Source organism: Mycolicibacterium madagascariense (genome assembly GCF_010729665.1).
GTDB classification, from domain to species: domain Bacteria; phylum Actinomycetota; class Actinomycetes; order Mycobacteriales; family Mycobacteriaceae; genus Mycobacterium; species Mycobacterium madagascariense.
This window is the reverse complement of sequence record NZ_AP022610.1, coordinates 1,755,370-1,770,900: the sequence shown is the minus strand read 5'-3', so window position 1 is coordinate 1,770,900 and position 15,531 is coordinate 1,755,370. Positions and strand designations below refer to the sequence as shown.

The following is a 15,531-nucleotide window of genomic DNA, read 5'->3' as shown; positions in this document are numbered from 1 at the left end:
GGCAATCCTCGGCAGATGCGCTCACCGCTGCGGATCGAGCCTCTCCGGATCGTCGCAGCCCTCGCGGTGGCATTAGCCGCCCTCGCCGGGTGTGCCGGCCCGGCCAGGGACGCGGGCGCCCCGACCCGTCTGACGCCACCGATGGGCTGGAACTCGTGGAACGCCAGCATCCCGATGACCGAGCAGACCGTCGAGCAGACGATCGACGCCATGGTGTCCTCGGGGATGCGCGACGCCGGCTACCGCTATGTCGATCTCGACGCGGGCTGGGCGGCGCCGACCCGCGACGCGGACGGCAAGCTGCGCGCGGACCCCCAGGCCTTCCCCCACGGGATCGCCGCACTGGCGTCCTACGCCCACGACCGCGGAATGCTGTTGGGCATCTACGCGAGCCCGTTCGACGAGACGTGCGGACAGGACGTGCGCATCGGCAGCAGTGGGCACGAGAAGACCGACGCGAACAGCTTCGCCGACTGGGGCGTCGACTATCTCAAGTACGACTGGTGCCGCTCCGCCGCCGACCACGACCAGCAGGTGAAGGTCTTCACCGCAATGCGAAATGCCCTGCGCGACACGGGCCGTCGCATCTTCTACAGCATCAACCCCAACAGCTCCAGCGATCATCGCGCCGGGGTGACCCATGACTGGTCCGGCATCGCCGACATGGCGCGCACCACCGTCGACCTGGTTCCGGTGTGGCGCAGCACGCTATCGCCGCTCGACGCGTCGGACGCCTTCCTGACCGGAACCAACCTCGGGGTGCCCGACGAGTTCGCCGCGTCGTTGCGCGTCACGGGCGCCAGTCATCCCGGCTATTCGAACGACCCCGACATGCTGGTGGCCGGGCTGCCCTGGAGCGAGTACTTCGTCAACCACCTGGCCGTCAACCGGCAGATCGTCGCGGCCTACCAGGTGCCGCCGGACCGGCTGGCCAAGCTCAGCGAGAAGTTCCCCCTGTCGGACGCCCAGTTGGCCTACCGTGCCACCGCGCAACCCGCGCTGACGGATGCCGAACAGCGGACCCATCTTTCGCTGTGGGCCATGCTCGCGGCACCCCTCATCGCGGGCAACGACGTGCGGTCGATGACCGATGCGACGCGGGCGATCCTGACCAACCCCGACGTCATCGCCGTCGACCAGGATCCGATGGTCGCTCGCGCGACGCCCTCCGCGGCGGACCCGCGCGTGTTGGTCAAGCCGCTGGCCGGAGGGGACGTGGCCGTGGCGCTGTACGACGCCGACGACCACCCCGAGTTCATCGCCGCCAGCGCCCGCAGCGTGGGATTGCCCGCGGCACCGTGCTATTCGGTGCGCGACCTCTGGTCACACGTCACCACAACCGGTCCGGGCGACGTCGGTCGCCTGGTCGCGCCGCACGAGGTCGCGATGATGCGGATCGGCGCGCACTGTCGCTAGCCCGCCTCAGCCGCAGGGAGCGTCGCCCGGCGTGTAATACGGCACGCCGGCCGGCGTGTAGCAGGGCGGCTGCCCGGCCGCGGCCTGCGCGGCGGCGTCGTCCTGGTCGGCCACGGCCACCCCGACGGCCGCATCCCGTGCGATGTCGGTGCACCCGCCCACGTCGACGTGCCTGCCGCCCGCGCCGGCGCAGACGTCGGCCCGGCTGATCGCGGGGGTGTCGATCGTCGCGATCGCCGTCGGCACCGCCGCCAGCACCGCGAGCATTCCGAGACCGGCCACCCATGACTTCGTGAACTGACCCATGGCGTCATCTCCTCGCCGCCACGACCATTCGTGGCCCTGGCGAGTCTATGTTCGCCACCCGGTGCGCGCGGGGCATTCGCGATACTCGACGGGCGCCCGAGCGGAACGCGGTGCGTCGCTTCGTCACCCGCGCACCCGCGGCCTCGAGGGCCGCCCCCGGCGGGCGCACCGGCGGGCCCGCGCGCCAAGCGTTCACCGCCTCCCGCCGAGCGCCAAAGTGCCCGTGCGTCATGGTGTTCGGGCATCGGTCGGCATCCGGTGGCACAGTGGAGGTGACCGACGCCGCCGCGCCGACCGGGAGATGGGATGACTGCGATGCGTTACAACCCGCCGCCGAACTGGCCGCCGCCTCCACCGGGATGGCGCCCCAGCCCCACCTGGACGCCCGACCCGGCCTGGCCCCCTCCGCCGTCCGGCTGGCAGCTGTTCGTCGACGACGAGGCGGCCGCCGCGGACCACCCCCGTCCGGCGATCCCGGACACGCTCGGCGAGCTCGCCGCCGATCGACTCTCGGTCGATCACGTGGGAGCCAGGGCCATGGCGGTGTGGGAGGACGACGGCCGCTACGAGATCGGCACGATCACCGGCGTCTCCGCCGACCCCGCCACCATCACGGTGCGTCTGGCGGGATCGGTCACCATCGCGTTCCCCCGCGACGGCGGCGGCCCCCGGCTCTACGTGGCGACCTGAGCGGTCGGACCGGTCGTTCAGTCGGGCCGGCAGGCCTCCATCACCGCCGTGATCGACGGCGGCTCCGGGCGGGCCGCCACCACCCGCACGATCGCGACGTCGAGTCCCTCGGCGAGCCGACGGAACGCCGCCCGTGCGCCCGACGCCGGCCCGAAGTAGCCCACCAGTCGCGCCAGGTCCTCGGGGAACGCATCGACGAGTTCGGACTCGGAGGCGCCCCGGTCGCGGCGGTCCTCGAGGTCGTTGAGGGCGTCGTCGAAACCCATCCGCCCGAAGTGGCCGCGGTACCCCAGGGTCTTGTTGACACCCGGCCGGGCCAGCGCATATCCCATCAGGGCCCTGACGTAGGCCCGACGGGCGACGTCGACGTCGTCGTCCACGCAGATGCGGACGTACTCGATCATCGCGACCTCGCTGGGATCGCGTCCCGCCGTCCGAGCGCCCGCGGCCACGGTGTCGCGGCTGGCGCTCACCTGCTCGGGGGTGCACCAGTTGAGGGCGGCGGCGTCCGCGGCCTCGCCGGCCAAGGTGAGCATGTTGGGGCCGAGGGCGCCGAGGGCCACGGGCACGCGAGGGGGCGGTGCGCCCAGATCGACGCCGTGCAGCGTGATGGCCCTGCCCTCGTGGTCGACCGTCTCGCCGGCGAGCAACCCGCGCACGGTGGTCAGCCACTCGCGCATGGTGGCGATCGGTCGCAGCCGGTCGTCGAGGCCCAGGGAGTGCCGGAAGGCGCGGTCCTGCAGTGCACCCGCACCCAGACCAAGGACGAACCGACCGCCGGAGATCTCGCCGACCGTGGCCGCCGCGGAGGCCAGCGAGGCGGGTGACCAGTAGCCGACCGGGATGACGGAGACGCCGGTGCCGATGCCCCCGGGCACGACGTCCGCGGTGGCCACCGACCATTGCGCACAGACGTGCATGGCATCGCGCCCGTTCGACGCGTTGGTCCACACACTGTCATATCCCAGGCGGGCGGCGTACCTGCCGAGGTCGCGATACTCGTCCCACGACAGGCCCAGGCCTCGGTCGAGTCCCACTCCGATCTGCACGTCCAGCCCCCTCGTCGCACGCCGGTCCCACGGGCCGACTCCGAAAGTCCTTGCACAGGATAGCTTTTGAGGGCGCCCTCGGTGGCACGTGGGCGGAACCACCAAGGGCTTGAGACGAAGGCAGTCCGGACTGTCTGCGTCCCGGCAGGATAGGTACCCGCTCGTGGTCGATGTACTCCTCTCACCGCGGGGTGATGATCGCGACGCGGCAGCGGGTTTGTGGCGGGAGCACCCGGGTATGCGACTACGACCGCCAGTCGTCCGCATCGTTCGGGCGACCACGATCGCGTCGATGCCCCGGCGGATCGTCCCCGAAGAAGGACTTCACCATGCGCATCGCCATCACCGGAGCGAGCGGAAACGTCGGAACCGCGCTGCTGCGGGCACTTCCGGCCGATCACGACGTGGTCGGCGTGGTGCGCCGACCCCCGGCTCCCCAGGGCATCTATGCACGTGCCGAATGGCACTCGGTCGACCTGTCCGATTCCGAGGCCTTGGCGAACCTGCGTCGGGTGTTCGACGGCGTCGATGCCGTAGTGCACCTGGCCTGGGGGTTTCAACCCACCCGCGACACCCGGTATCTGACCCGGCTCGGCGTCGGCGGGACGTCGGCGGTGCTGCAGGCCGCCCACGCCAACGGCGTCGGCCAGCTGGTCCACATGTCCTCGGTCGGCACCTATGCGGCCGGCTCCTACGGCGCCAGGGTCGACGAGTCGTGGCCGACCACGGGCATCCCGACCTCGGCCTACAGCCGCGACAAGTCCGCGGCCGAGACGCTGCTCGACGAGTACGAGAAGCGGGTCGGCGACGAGGCGATCGCCATCGCCCGGATGCGGCCGGGCTTCATCCTGCAGCGGGCCGCGGCCGGCGGACTGATGCGCTACGGCCTGCCGGGATACGTTCCCATGCAGATGATTCCGAAGCTGCCGGTGCTGCCGCTCGACAGCCGACTGTGCATACCGCTCATCCACGCCAACGACGTCGCCGACGCCCTCGTGCGCGTCGTCGAACGGCGTGCCTCCGGGCCGTTCAACCTCGCCTCCGAGCCGCCGATGGGACGTGACGACGTCGCAAAGGTGCTCGGCGCCAAGCCGATTCACCTGCCCGCCAAGCTGCTCGGCGCCCTCGTCGACGTCAGCTGGCGGGCCCGCCTCCAGCACATCGACAGGGGTTGGCTCGACCTTGCGTTCAGCGTGCCGCTGATGGACTGCTCGCGGGCACGGCAGGAGCTCGACTGGGCGCCGTCGTGGTCGGCGCCCGAGGCACTGGCCGACCTGCTCGACGGCGTCTCGCACGACGCCCACACCGACAGCCCACCGCTGCGGCAGCGCTCCATCGTCGACTCGCTGCGCCGCGACGTCACCCAAGGCCTGATCTCCTCGCGCCGGCTGCCCTGACCCCAGGTCGGCGTCCAAAGTTCCACTCCGAGAACCGAATCGAGAGCAGCCCGACGTGGTCGACACTCCGCCAGACATCGGTCCGCAGGTGCGCGCGATCGTGCGCAAGCTGCTGACCATCCTCGGGCCGCTGCTCGAGAGCGGCGCCGCGTTGATCCCGGGGGCCGACGCGCCACGGGGCCGATGCCAGCAGACGTGGTGTCCGGCGTGTGCCGTGGCGGCCGTCGCGGCGGGCGAGCAGCACCCCCTGGTCATGATCATCGCCGAGCACGGCGCCACCCTGCTGGCCGTGCTGCAGTCGGCATCGCACCCGGCGGAGGCGCCGTCGGCCCCCGCCGCCGGGCCGGTGGCACCCCCGCAGAGTCGATATCAACCGATCCCGGTCACGATCCAGGACTGACGCATCGCGGGACGCCTTCGCGGACGCAGCGTGGATCGTGGTGCAGAATGCCGGGTATTCGGTCACGAGCCCACCGTCGGAATGGAGGCCCCGTCATGCGGAGTGCCGATCGTGCCGCGGAGACGTCGTGGTCCGCCCGGGAATGCGAACTCCTCGCCGTCACGCTGCAGTTGCTTCAGGAGCACGGGTACGACCGGCTCACGCTGGAGGCGGTGGCGACGACCGCGAGAGCCAGCAAGGCGACCCTCTACCGACGATGGCCGACGAAGGCCGAATTGGTGTTGGCCGCATTCGTGGAGGGCACCCGGGAGAACAAGGTCGAACCCGACACCGGAACGCTGCGCGGTGACCTCATCAGCCTGGGTGAGTCCATCTGCGCTCACGTGAACACCCACGCGAGCACCATTCGCGCCGTCCTGGTCGAGACCTCGCGGATCGCCGAGCTTGATGCGATGATGCACGAGCAGTTCCTCGACGAGCGCAAGGCATTCATGACGCACGTGCTGGCCCGCGCCGTCGAGCGCGGCGAGATCTCCGCGAACGCGATCACCGAGGACCTCTGGGACGTGCTGCCCGGGTACCTGATCTACCGCACGGTCCTCACCGGCCGGTCCCCCGGTCCGCAGACCGTCGCACATCTCGTGGACGACGTCCTGCTCCCCAGCCTCACCCGACACGCGTGATGGCGTAGCGGTTGTGGTGTCCGGTCCCGTACCGTACTGTCAACTTGGTTGACATACGCGGGGGGCGGCCTTGAATCCGCGCGCGTCATTCTTTCGTCGAAGGGGTTCACGGATGCGGCGGCTCTCGCTCGGCGGCCTGCTGATCCGGCGGTGGATGATCGTCGTCGCCGTGCTGGTCATCGCGGTGGCGGGCTTCTCGGTCTATCGCCTCAACGGCATCTTCGGCTCGAAGGACGTGACGTCCACCCCCAGCGGTGGCGCCAACGAGATCGTGCCGTTCAACCCCAAGCACGTGGTGCTCGAGGTCTTCGGCGCGCCCGGCACGACGGCCACCATCACCTACCTCGACGTCAACGCCCAGCCGCAGCGGGTCGACGCCGCCGCCCTGCCGTGGGCGTATGACACCACCACCACCCAACCCTCGGTCTTCGTCAACGTCGCCGCGCAGGGCGACACCAACTCCATCGGCTGCCGGATCATGATCGACGACGCGGTCAAGGACGAGAGAACGGCAAACACCTTGAACGCGTACACCTTTTGCCTGGACAAGTCCGGATGAGCAATCACCTGGCAGAACGGGCAACGGTCACCGACCGGTTCGCGAAGTGGATTCGTCGGCTGTGCGTCCCCATCGTGATCTTCTGGGTGGCCGCGGCCGCCCTCACCAACGCCCTGGTGCCCCAGCTGGAGGCCGTCGGCGAAGAGCACAACGTCGCGCTGAGTTCGCCGGATTCGCCGTCGCTGCAAGCCTTTCAGCGCATCGGCAAGGTGTTCCACGAGTTCGACACCGACAGCGAGGCCATGATCGTGATCGAGGGCGACCAGCCCCTCGGCGCGGAGGCCCACCGCTTCTACGACGGCCTGATCAAGCGGGTCGAGGCCGATACCAAGCACGTTCAGCACGTCCAGGACTTCTGGGGTGACCCGCTGACCGCCGCGGGCTCGCAGAGCCCCGACGGCAAGGCCGCCTACGTGCAGGTGTTCCTGTCGGGCAACCAGGGTGAGGCGCTGTCGCTGGAATCGGTCGACGCGCTGCGCAACATCATCGCCCACACACCGGCACCACCGGGCATCCATGCCTACGTCGCGGGTTCCGCCCCGCAGATCGCCGACCAGTTCGAGGTGGGCAACGAGAGCACCGTGACGGTCACGCTGCTGACGGTCGGGGTGATCGCGGTGATGCTGCTGATCGTCTACCGCTCGATCGTCACGATGCTGCTGGCCCTGATCACCGTGCTCATCGAAATGTCCGCGGCCCGTGGGATCGTCGCGTTCCTCGCCAACTCGGGACTCATCGGCCTGTCGACCTATTCGACGAACATCCTCACGCTGCTGGTCATCGCCGCCGGCACGGACTACATGATCTTCCTGCTCGGCCGCTACCACGAACGGCGCAACGAGAGCCTGCACCGCGAGGTCGCCTACTACGACATGTACCGCGGCACGTCGCACGTCGTGCTCGGTTCCGGACTGACCATCGCCGGCGCGGTGTACTGCCTGTCCTTCACCCGCCTGCCCTACTTCCAGAGCCTCGGCATCCCGGCCGCGATCGGCGTGCTGATCGCCCTCGCCGCGTCGCTCACGCTCGGGCCGGCGGTCGTGGTGATCGGCGGTCGGTTCGGGCTGCTGGAGCCCAAGCGCAAGACCGCCAAACGGGGTTGGCGTCGGATCGGCACCGCGATCGTCCGGTGGCCGGGACCGATCCTGATCGCGACGCTGGCGTTGGCCTTCCTCGGATTGACCGCGCTGCCGGGCTATCAGACGAGCTACGACGTGGCGCAGTACATGCCCGCCTCGGCGCCGTCGAACGTGGGATATGCCGCCGCCGAACGCCACTTCTCCAAGGCGCGGCTCAACCCCGAACTGCTGATGATCGAGACCGATCACGACCTGCGCAACCCGACGGACATGATCCTGCTCGAGCGCGTCGCCAAGGCCGTGTTCCACACCGACGGCATCGCCCAGGTGCAGTCGATCACGCGGCCGCTGGGCACCCCGCTGGACCACACCTCGATACCGTTCCAGATCAGCTCGGGCAATGCGTCGTCGATCAACAACCTGCCGTTCCAGCAGGCCCGCGCGGCCGATCTGCTCAAGCAGGTCGGGGTCATCGACGACACGATCACCGTGCTGCGCCAGCAGTACGCCCTGCAGCAGCAGTCCAGCGAGGTCACCCACGAGCAGAGCGAGGCGTTCAAGCAGACCGTCGCGACGGCTCAGGACCTGCGCGACAAGATCGCCAACTTCGACGACTTCTTCCGGCCGCTGCGGGCCTACTTCTATTGGGAGCCACACTGTTTCGACATCCCGGTGTGCGCGGCGCTGCGGTCGATCTTCGACGCCCTCGACGGGATCGACGCGCTGACCGATCAGCTGGCCAACGTCTCGGGCAGCATCTCCAAGCTCGACGCGCTGCAGCCCAAGCTGCTGTCGCTGATCCCCCCGCAGATCCAGAACCAGCAGACCAACCGCGACCTGACGAAGACGAACTACGCCACCACCAACGGCATCTACAGCGGAACTCAAGCGGCCCTGCAGAATTCGACGGCGCTGGGCCAGGCCTTCGACGCGTCGAAGACCGACGACTCCTTTTACCTACCGCCGGAGGCGTTCAGCAACCCCGAGTTCCAACGCGGCCTCAAGCTGTTCCTCTCCCCCGACGGCAAGGCCGCCAGGATGATCATCACCCACGACGTCGATCCCGCGACGCCCGAGGGGATCTCGCACATCGACGCCATCCGGCACGCGGCGCAGGAAGCCATCAAGGGCACGCCACTGGCGGGATCGAAGATCTACATCGGCGGCACGGCGTCGACCTACCAGGACATCCAGGACATGGCGCACTACGACCTCATCATCGCCGCCGTGGCCTCGCTCAGCCTGATCATGCTCATCATGATGTTCGTGACGCGCAGCCTGGTGGCCGCGCTCGTCATCGTGGGGACCGTGGCGCTGTCGCTGGGGGCGTCGTTCGGCCTGTCGCTGCTGGTGTGGCAGTACCTTGCGGGCATCCAGCTGTACTGGGTCATCCTGCCGCTGGCGGTGATCCTGCTGTTGGCCGTGGGATCGGACTACAACCTGCTGCTGGTGTCCCGGTTCAAGGAGGAGATCCACGCCGGGATCAACACCGGCATCATCCGGTCGATGGCGGGCAGCGGATCGGTCGTCACCGCGGCCGGGCTGGTGTTCGCCTTCACGATGGCGTCGTTCATCTTCAGCGACCTCCTGGTGCTGGGGCAGATCGGCACCACGATCGCGCTGGGCCTGCTCTTCGACACGCTGATCGTGCGGTCGTTCATGACACCGTCGATCGCGGCGCTGCTCGGCCGGTGGTTCTGGTGGCCGGTGCGGGTGCGCAACCGCCCGGTGCCGGCGACGTTCGGCGACGAGGACACCCGCCAACTGTCGCTGTTCTAGGGCGGGCGCGTGGGCGCCGCAACGTCGGCGGTGGACAATGATGGACATGTCTCAGTCGCTGTCAGAAGAAGCCAAGGCCATGCTCGCCAAGCCCAACCCCGCGGTCATCGCCACGGTGCGGTCCGACGGGCAGCCGGTGTCGGCCGCCACGTGGTACCTGCTACGCGGTGACGAGGTCCTCGTCAACATGGACGAGGGACGCAAGCGGTTGGAGCACATCAAGAAGGACCCGCGCGTCTCGCTGACGGTCATCGATTCCTCCGACTGGTACACCCACGTCACGGTGATCGGTCACGTCACCCGGATCTACGACGACGAGGGACTCGCCGACATCGACGCGCTGTCGCAGCACTACACCGATCAGCCGTACCCCCGTCGTGACCGCGCGCGCGTGAGCGCACTCATCACCGTGGACCGCGTTCACGGGTGGGGCTCGCAGAAGAACAACAGCCAGCCGGGCTAGCGACCGGCGCCGCGTCACCTCTGGCGACGGCGCTCCCGGGCCAGTTCGAGTGCGCCGATCGCGGCGCCGGATATCGGGGCGTCGCGTCCGAGCGGGCTGGTGCCGACGGTGACGTCGGTCAGCGCGTCGCGCCGGATGCGTGCGCGAAGGGCGTCGACCAGCGAGGGCGACGCGGCGAGCGGACCGCCGAGGACCACCCGACCCGGATCGATCGTGGTGGTGACGTTGACGATCACCCGCGCCAGGTCGTCGAGGATGTGATCGAGCTCGGCGGTCCGGGGTCCGTCGTCGGCGAACAGGCGCAGCGCGCGGGCGGTGTCGATCGACCGGCCGTCGTCGGTGCCGATGACCGAGCTCGCGAGTCTGCGCATCAGGGTCTGGCCACCTTCGAGTGCGGTGAACGCGAGTTCGCCTGCCACGCCGCGGGTTCCGCGGTGGAGGCGATCGCCGAGCAGGAGTCCGGCGCCGACCCCGGCGCCCAGGTACACGTAGAGGAAGTCGCTGACGTCACGCATGGACCCCAGCCGGTGCTCGGCGAGGGTCGCCCAGTTCACGTCGTTGTCGACGTGGACGGACTCGTCCTCGCCGAGGCCCAGCGCCGCGCCGAAGGACGCGACGGTCCCCGTGAACGGAGCGTCCGGCACCTGCACGATCGTCGAGGTCGTGGGATCCACGGGCGCCGCGACCGACACCGCGGTCGCCAGGCGCGGCGTCCTCAGGTGCCGGCAGTACTTCGCGACGAGTCCACGGGCGTCGGCCAGGGCGGTGAACAGATCGCCGTCGGCGGGCGTGTCGAGCTGGTAGTCGCAGACGATCTGGCCCCGGTAGTTCAACACCCGCACGGCCACGTGCCCCCGCTCGAGGGCCACCCCGAGGGCGTGGCCATAGTGGGGGTTGATGTCGTAGAGCTGGGTCGGACGGCCGCGGTGGCCCGCGCTCAGCCCGAGGTCGACGATGATCCCCGCGGCGAGAAGCCGTTGTGCCGCTTCGGAAATGGTGGGCTTGGAGATGCCGGTGACCTTCGCGACGTGTGCGCGTGACACGGCACCCTCCGCGGACAGCACCCCGAGGAAGGCGTCGTCGGTCAGGTGGGCCAGGCTCGCGGGCAAGGCTTTACGCGTTGACTGTCGCGACACGGGCCTCCTCTCGACCCGTCCCATTCTGGCCTACCCCGCGCGCTAAGACCGCACCCCCGACCGCATCGGTCGAATGGCGCTGCGCTCAGGCGTCGTTCGTCGCGGGTCGGCGCGAGGAGGGCTAGAACAGCAGCAGCGCCGTGGTGATCAGCATGACGGCCGCGGTGCTCCCGTGCACACCCCAGGCGATCGCCCTGGACCCGCCGCTGCGCAGCACGATGGTGGCATCGGCGAGCGGAATGATCGTGGCGGCCAACATCACCCACCCGACGAGGTGGGTGGCGCCGGCGATCATCAGGATGCCGACGAACAGGCCGGTGGCGATGTCACGCACGCCCTTGACGCTGAGGTAGGCGCGCACGGCGGTCTCGTCCACGTCGGGGACTACGCCGTAACCGGCGGCGGCGACGCCGGGCGCGACGAGAAATCGTGCGCCGATGAACACGATGCCAGCGGCGAGCAGACCGGCGAGCACGTACCCGACGGTGGTGATGGTGGTCATGGCGGCGTCCTTTGGTCGTTGGTGTTAGCAACGCTAACCTTGTACCCGACCGCCGTCAATAGCGGCGCTAGATTTTCTAGCTGCGGTAACGGCTCGACTCTGCGGCCATGGCGCAAGAGTGCGGGAGGGACGGGGCGAATGGCGCCCTGTGCGCAGAGTCGAGCCTCGCCGATGGAGAGCCTGTCGCGAGAGCCATGGCCTCGACAGCGTCATCATTCGTTGACGACGTCGACAGACGTGTGCGAGGCGAGAGGCGTTGGCGTGCTACTTCTTGGTCCGGCGGCTCCCGCCGTGCCAGTCCTCCTCGACGCCCGTGGCCGCGGGGTCGACGCCGAAACTCGCGAGCTGCGGCCGTTCCCGCAGGCTGCGCTTGAGCTCGGCGAAGCCGGGGAAGCTCGCCAACCCGACGACGTGGTCCCAAAGGTGCACGGCCTCATCCGGTTTCGGCAGTCGGCTGATGACGGGCCCGAAGAACGCCACTCCGTCGGGCGGCTGGAAGTGGAGGATCGGGGTGCCGACGTCCTTGCCGGTCAGGCCCAGCGCGTGGTCGGTCTCGGCGCGCAGCACGTCGTCGAGGGCGTCGTCGTCGAGGGCGTCGGCGAGCTCGGTGGGCAGACCGAGGTCGGTCAGGATGGGCTCGAGGAATTCGCGCGAACCCTGGTGGGCGCCGGTCGCGGGACCGTCGGACGCGGTGTCGAAGATGCGACGCCCCAGCGCGAGGTAGAGCGGTCCGACCGCCTCGGGCCCGTGGTCGGCCCGGACGCGCGCGGCGACGCGGAGCAGTTTGAGTCCCGCGGTGTGCCCCGCCTCGTAGTCGGGTGGGAAGTGCGCGTCATAGTCGATGTGCGCGTTGAGTATTCGCAGCGAGATGAACCGCCAGTCGACGGTATAGTCGCGCTGCTCGGCCACCATTCGCACCCACTTGCTGGTCATCCAGGCGAAGGGACAGACGGGATCGAAGTAGAAGTCGAGATCGGCGCTCACCGTCACTGGACCGCCGCGTCGACGGCACGGAGGATGTCGGGCACCTCGCTCCTCGTGGTGTAGTTCGGATGCACGTCGATCCAGCGGATCACGCCCGCGGCGTCGACCACCACGACGGTGGGCATCGGCAGGGCCGCACCGCCATCGGCATTCACCTCGGTGACGTCCAGCCCGATCTTACGTTGTGCGGCAAGGGATTCCGCCGACGATTGGGTCAGGATGCCCAGAGCGCCCGCCAATTGGTTGCCCGGATCCGACACGACCGCGAACGTCAGTTCGTTCGACTCCGCGGCACTCAGCGACCCGTCGGGCTTCTGGGGGCTGACGGCGATCAACTCGACGCCGCGATCGGCGAGTGCCGGGACGAGTTGATCCTGGTAGGTCCGCAGCGCGATGTTGCAGTACGGGCACCACGCCCCACGGTAGAACACCACGACCGCGGGCTTGCCGTCGCGCACGCGCGCCAGCGACGTCGGCGCACCGTGGACGTCGAGCAGGTCGCCGTCGGGCATGCCGGTCCCGGGGACGGCGACGCCGGCGGGCACGCCGCGGGCATCGAGCTCGGCCTGATCGGCGGTGAACGCGGCCACCACGTCCGCGGGAAACCTCTCGGCCGCGCCCGCCGCCGTCGCTCGTGCCTGCTCCTCGATCGTGGGGGTGTGTGCCGTCATGGGCCTCGCCTTTCGCTGCAGAGTGGACTGATCACTCCACAAAACCCCCTTCGTTTTGGAATGTCAACTCCACTATCGGTACGCTGGTGCGATGTTCACCCGAAAGGGCCAGCTCACCCGGGACCGCATCGTGGCCGAGGCCGCCGCCCTCATGTTCGAGCGGGGGGTGGCCGGCACCAGCACCGAGGACGTCCAGTCGGCGGCCGGCGTCAGCGCGTCGCAGATCTACCACTACTTCGGCGACAAGCGCTCGCTCACCCGTGCCGTCATCGAATTCCAGACCGACGCCATCCTCGGCTTCCAGGAACCGCTCCTCGCCCGCCTCGACGATCTCGACGCGCTCCGCAGTTGGGCCGACGTCATCGCCGACCTCCAGCGCACCAACGGTTACCACGGCGGCTGCCCGCTGGGGTCACTCGCCAGCGAGTTGGCCGAAACCGATGCTGCGGCACGGGAAGCCCTCGCTCAGGGCTACCGGCGGTGGCAGCACGCCATCCGCGACGGCCTGCAAGCCATGAAGGACCGTCGCGAACTGCGGCCGGACGCCGACGTCGACGTGCTCGCCACGACGCTGCTGACCACGGTGCAGGGCGGGCTCCTGCTGGCCAAGACCCTGCGTGACGGCGAACCCCTGCAGACCGCACTGCACGCCGTGATCGATCACGTCGGGTCCTTCGCCACCGATCGCCAGCCTGCCGAAGGTTCGGCGACCTCGAGGCGCTGAGCGCGCCGCGGGGTGCGAGTCCCCTTGTCAGGCAAGGAAACTGTCGACCTCCAGGGTCGCGGCCCGCTCCCCACCGGCGTCGGTGAACGCGGTCAGCGCCCGAACCAGTCCCCGTCGCTCCCGCGGCGGCATCGTGCGGACGACCTCGGCGATGCGGCGACGCCGGTGCCCGGTGACGCCGGCCACCACGTCCAGGCCGCGGACGGTCAGGTCGACGACGACTTCGCGGCGCGAGTCGGGGTTGGGCTGGCGGTCGATCAGCCCCGCCGACACCAGGCGATCGACCATCCTGCCGATGGTGGAGGGAGCCACGTCGAGCAGGCCGGCCAGGGTGGCCAGGTTGACCGGGCCGCGGGCGGACAGGATCACCATGGTGCGGAACTGCGGAATGGTCAGCGTCTCATCGACATTCGCGATGGACTGCGCCGAGATCGCCACCAGCAGCCGTGAGGCCGTCAGGAGGGCGTCGGTGATGCCGTCCACCGTGTCGTCGGCGGCGGCATCGGAGTGATCGGGCATGGATGTCCTCTCGGCGACGGGAGCCCCGATTCGACCAGTACAGTGCAACTATTGCACACTGCAATGACGGCCGCGGTCCGGTCGCGATGGACACTTCTGGCTACTCTCGATGAGGACACCACGGCACACCCCAACACCGAGTCGGAGCCCGCGTCATGACGATGGATAGCCCGCCACCCATAGGCTCGGCATGGCTGACGACCTGGACGTCCTCCCCCGTGGCCGACCTGCTCATCGCCCTCGCACTGGTCGGCTACCTCGTCCTCGTCCTCCGACTGCGGCGCCAGGGGCAGTCGTGGCCACCGCTGCGCATCGTCTCGGCGCTCGCCGCGATCCTGATCCTCGTCCTGGTGGTGAACAGTGCCCTCGCCGTGTACAGCCACCACCTGTTCTGGGTGCACATGATCGTGCACCTGCTGCTGATCACGGTGGTGCCCGCGCTGCTGGTGTGGGCGCAGCCGATCCGGCTGGTGCGCGACGCCAGCGGAGAGGCGGTGCGCGCCCGCATCGACACCATTCGGGCCGGGCGCCTGTTCCGCGGGTCGATCTCCCCGCGCATCACCGTTCCGCTCTACGCCGCGGTCCTGATCCTGACCCACATCACCGGGTTCCAACAGGCCATGAGTGAGCACATGTGGATTCACGACGGCGAGATGGTGCTCTACCTCGTCACGGGATATCTGCTGCTGCTGCCCCTGGTCGGCAACGAACTCACCACCGAGCCACCGATGCCTCACCTGCTGCGGTTCGTCGTGCTCGCGATCTGCATGTTCCCCGACACCCTGGTCGGCATCGTGCTGATGATGACCAGCACACCGATCGCCCCCGCCTACGCCGCGTCGCGGGACTGGGGCCCCTCGGCCCTGGTCGACCAGACGACCGCCGGAGCCATCATGTGGTTCGGCGGGGACGGGTTGATGATGGTCCTGATGGTCATCGCCGGCGGCCGCTGGATCTCCGGGGGCGACGCCGGCGCCAGCCTCGGACCGTGGCTGGACCGCATCCGCCGACAAGCCACCCTCGGGGCCGACGACGACGGCTCGGTCGACCTCGACGACGACGAAGCGGCCCTGGCCGCCTACAACGCCCGACTGGCCGCACTGCACGAACGGAGCGCCCAGCCACGCCCGACGATCCGTCCCGGCGGCTGACGCCCGCTGCCGGCGGGTCGCGT

Annotated in this window: 17 protein-coding genes; 10 read left to right on the top strand and 7 right to left on the bottom strand. The window is 69.4% G+C overall.

Annotated features, from left to right (window positions below):
* Positions 1-15 precede the first annotated feature (15 nt).
* Complete coding sequence (locus tag G6N60_RS08330; protein ID WP_163735128.1) at positions 16-1,416, top strand: glycoside hydrolase family 27 protein; 1,401 nt, start codon at positions 16-18, stop codon at positions 1,414-1,416.
* 6 nt (positions 1,417-1,422) lie between these two features.
* Here the strand turns inward: G6N60_RS08330 and G6N60_RS08325 are convergent, their stop codons facing one another.
* On the bottom strand, positions 1,423-1,722 hold the full coding sequence (locus G6N60_RS08325) for a hypothetical protein (protein ID WP_246240463.1): 300 nt from the start codon (positions 1,720-1,722) through the stop codon (positions 1,423-1,425).
* 306 nt (positions 1,723-2,028) lie between these two features.
* Here G6N60_RS08325 and G6N60_RS28525 point away from each other — a divergent pair, with 306 nt between their 5' ends.
* On the top strand, positions 2,029-2,412 hold the full coding sequence (locus G6N60_RS28525; RefSeq protein WP_246240460.1) for a tudor domain-containing protein: 384 nt from the start codon (positions 2,029-2,031) through the stop codon (positions 2,410-2,412).
* Between the two features lie 17 nt (positions 2,413-2,429).
* On the opposite strand, the gene G6N60_RS08315 is transcribed toward G6N60_RS28525, so the two are convergent.
* On the bottom strand, positions 2,430-3,461 hold the full coding sequence (locus G6N60_RS08315) for an LLM class flavin-dependent oxidoreductase (RefSeq protein ID WP_163735124.1): 1,032 nt from the start codon (positions 3,459-3,461) through the stop codon (positions 2,430-2,432).
* A gap of 329 nt (positions 3,462-3,790) precedes the next feature.
* On the opposite strand from G6N60_RS08315, the gene G6N60_RS08310 reads away from it, so the two are divergent.
* From G6N60_RS08310 to G6N60_RS08285, 6 genes are all read left to right on the top strand, one after another.
* Positions 3,791-4,858: an NAD-dependent epimerase/dehydratase family protein gene (locus tag G6N60_RS08310; protein WP_163735120.1), complete on the top strand. Its 1,068-nt coding sequence runs from the start codon at positions 3,791-3,793 to the stop codon at positions 4,856-4,858.
* 55 nt (positions 4,859-4,913) lie between these two features.
* On the top strand, positions 4,914-5,258 hold the full coding sequence (locus G6N60_RS08305) for a hypothetical protein (RefSeq protein ID WP_163735118.1): 345 nt from the start codon (positions 4,914-4,916) through the stop codon (positions 5,256-5,258).
* A gap of 95 nt (positions 5,259-5,353) precedes the next feature.
* Positions 5,354-5,941 (top strand): TetR/AcrR family transcriptional regulator, encoded by a 588-nt coding sequence (locus G6N60_RS08300; RefSeq protein WP_163735115.1) that lies wholly within the window; start codon positions 5,354-5,356, stop codon positions 5,939-5,941.
* Between the two features lie 112 nt (positions 5,942-6,053).
* Positions 6,054-6,500, top strand: coding sequence for an MmpS family transport accessory protein (locus G6N60_RS08295; protein ID WP_179969665.1), 447 nt, complete (start codon positions 6,054-6,056; stop codon positions 6,498-6,500).
* Positions 6,497-9,358: an MMPL/RND family transporter gene (locus tag G6N60_RS08290; protein ID WP_163735112.1), complete on the top strand. Its 2,862-nt coding sequence runs from the start codon at positions 6,497-6,499 to the stop codon at positions 9,356-9,358. The genes G6N60_RS08295 and G6N60_RS08290 overlap by 4 nt, the downstream gene beginning before the upstream one ends.
* 46 nt (positions 9,359-9,404) lie before the next feature.
* Complete coding sequence (locus tag G6N60_RS08285) at positions 9,405-9,821, top strand: PPOX class F420-dependent oxidoreductase (protein ID WP_163735109.1); 417 nt, start codon at positions 9,405-9,407, stop codon at positions 9,819-9,821.
* Positions 9,822-9,835: 14 nt separating this feature from the next.
* On the opposite strand, the gene G6N60_RS08280 is transcribed toward G6N60_RS08285, so the two are convergent.
* The 4 genes from G6N60_RS08280 to G6N60_RS08265 all read right to left on the bottom strand — a co-directional run bounded on the left by G6N60_RS08280 (position 9,836) and on the right by G6N60_RS08265 (position 13,114).
* Positions 9,836-10,930 carry an ROK family transcriptional regulator gene (locus G6N60_RS08280; protein WP_163735106.1) on the bottom strand — a complete coding sequence of 365 codons (1,095 nt, stop codon included), beginning with the start codon at positions 10,928-10,930 and terminating at the stop codon, positions 9,836-9,838.
* Between the two features lie 148 nt (positions 10,931-11,078).
* Positions 11,079-11,459 (bottom strand): DUF4267 domain-containing protein, encoded by a 381-nt coding sequence (locus tag G6N60_RS08275; RefSeq protein WP_163735104.1) that lies wholly within the window; start codon positions 11,457-11,459, stop codon positions 11,079-11,081.
* 264 nt (positions 11,460-11,723) lie between these two features.
* A complete protein-coding gene (locus G6N60_RS08270) occupies positions 11,724-12,392 on the bottom strand; it encodes a mycothiol-dependent nitroreductase Rv2466c family protein (protein WP_163743655.1) in 669 nt (222 codons plus the stop codon).
* A 53-nt stretch (positions 12,393-12,445) separates the two neighbouring features.
* Entirely contained in the window at positions 12,446-13,114 is a 669-nt protein-coding gene (locus tag G6N60_RS08265) for a peroxiredoxin-like family protein (RefSeq protein WP_163735101.1), read from the bottom strand.
* A gap of 91 nt (positions 13,115-13,205) precedes the next feature.
* Here G6N60_RS08265 and G6N60_RS08260 point away from each other — a divergent pair, with 91 nt between their 5' ends.
* Positions 13,206-13,838 carry a TetR/AcrR family transcriptional regulator gene (locus tag G6N60_RS08260; protein WP_163735096.1) on the top strand — a complete coding sequence of 211 codons (633 nt, stop codon included), beginning with the start codon at positions 13,206-13,208 and terminating at the stop codon, positions 13,836-13,838.
* A 27-nt stretch (positions 13,839-13,865) separates the two neighbouring features.
* On the opposite strand, the gene G6N60_RS08255 is transcribed toward G6N60_RS08260, so the two are convergent.
* Positions 13,866-14,357, bottom strand: a complete 492-nt coding sequence (locus G6N60_RS08255) for a MarR family winged helix-turn-helix transcriptional regulator (protein ID WP_163735093.1) — start codon at positions 14,355-14,357, stop codon at positions 13,866-13,868.
* 155 nt (positions 14,358-14,512) lie between these two features.
* Between G6N60_RS08255 and G6N60_RS08250 the strand changes: the two genes are divergently transcribed.
* Entirely contained in the window at positions 14,513-15,508 is a 996-nt protein-coding gene (locus tag G6N60_RS08250) for a cytochrome c oxidase assembly protein (RefSeq protein WP_246240457.1), read from the top strand.
* Positions 15,509-15,531 lie beyond the last annotated feature (23 nt).

Bases quoted from the DNA above. Each gene is read 5' to 3' on its own strand.
- G6N60_RS08330 (WP_163735128.1), top strand. From the start codon at position 16: ATGCGCTCACCGCTGCGGATCGAGCCTCTCCGGATCGTCGCAGCCCTC.
- G6N60_RS08325 (WP_246240463.1), bottom strand. From the start codon at position 1,722: ATGGGTCAGTTCACGAAGTCATGGGTGGCCGGTCTCGGAATGCTCGCG.
- G6N60_RS28525 (WP_246240460.1), top strand. From the start codon at position 2,029: ATGACTGCGATGCGTTACAACCCGCCGCCGAACTGGCCGCCGCCTCCA.
- G6N60_RS08310 (WP_163735120.1), top strand. From the start codon at position 3,791: ATGCGCATCGCCATCACCGGAGCGAGCGGAAACGTCGGAACCGCGCTG.
- G6N60_RS08300 (WP_163735115.1), top strand. From the start codon at position 5,354: ATGCGGAGTGCCGATCGTGCCGCGGAGACGTCGTGGTCCGCCCGGGAA.
- G6N60_RS08295 (WP_179969665.1), top strand. From the start codon at position 6,054: ATGCGGCGGCTCTCGCTCGGCGGCCTGCTGATCCGGCGGTGGATGATC.
- G6N60_RS08290 (WP_163735112.1), top strand. From the start codon at position 6,497: ATGAGCAATCACCTGGCAGAACGGGCAACGGTCACCGACCGGTTCGCG.
- G6N60_RS08285 (WP_163735109.1), top strand. From the start codon at position 9,405: ATGTCTCAGTCGCTGTCAGAAGAAGCCAAGGCCATGCTCGCCAAGCCC.
- G6N60_RS08275 (WP_163735104.1), bottom strand. From the start codon at position 11,459: ATGACCACCATCACCACCGTCGGGTACGTGCTCGCCGGTCTGCTCGCC.
- G6N60_RS08270 (WP_163743655.1), bottom strand. From the start codon at position 12,392: ATGACCAGCAAGTGGGTGCGAATGGTGGCCGAGCAGCGCGACTATACC.
- G6N60_RS08265 (WP_163735101.1), bottom strand. From the start codon at position 13,114: ATGACGGCACACACCCCCACGATCGAGGAGCAGGCACGAGCGACGGCG.
- G6N60_RS08260 (WP_163735096.1), top strand. From the start codon at position 13,206: ATGTTCACCCGAAAGGGCCAGCTCACCCGGGACCGCATCGTGGCCGAG.
- G6N60_RS08255 (WP_163735093.1), bottom strand. From the start codon at position 14,357: ATGCCCGATCACTCCGATGCCGCCGCCGACGACACGGTGGACGGCATC.
- G6N60_RS08250 (WP_246240457.1), top strand. From the start codon at position 14,513: ATGACGATGGATAGCCCGCCACCCATAGGCTCGGCATGGCTGACGACC.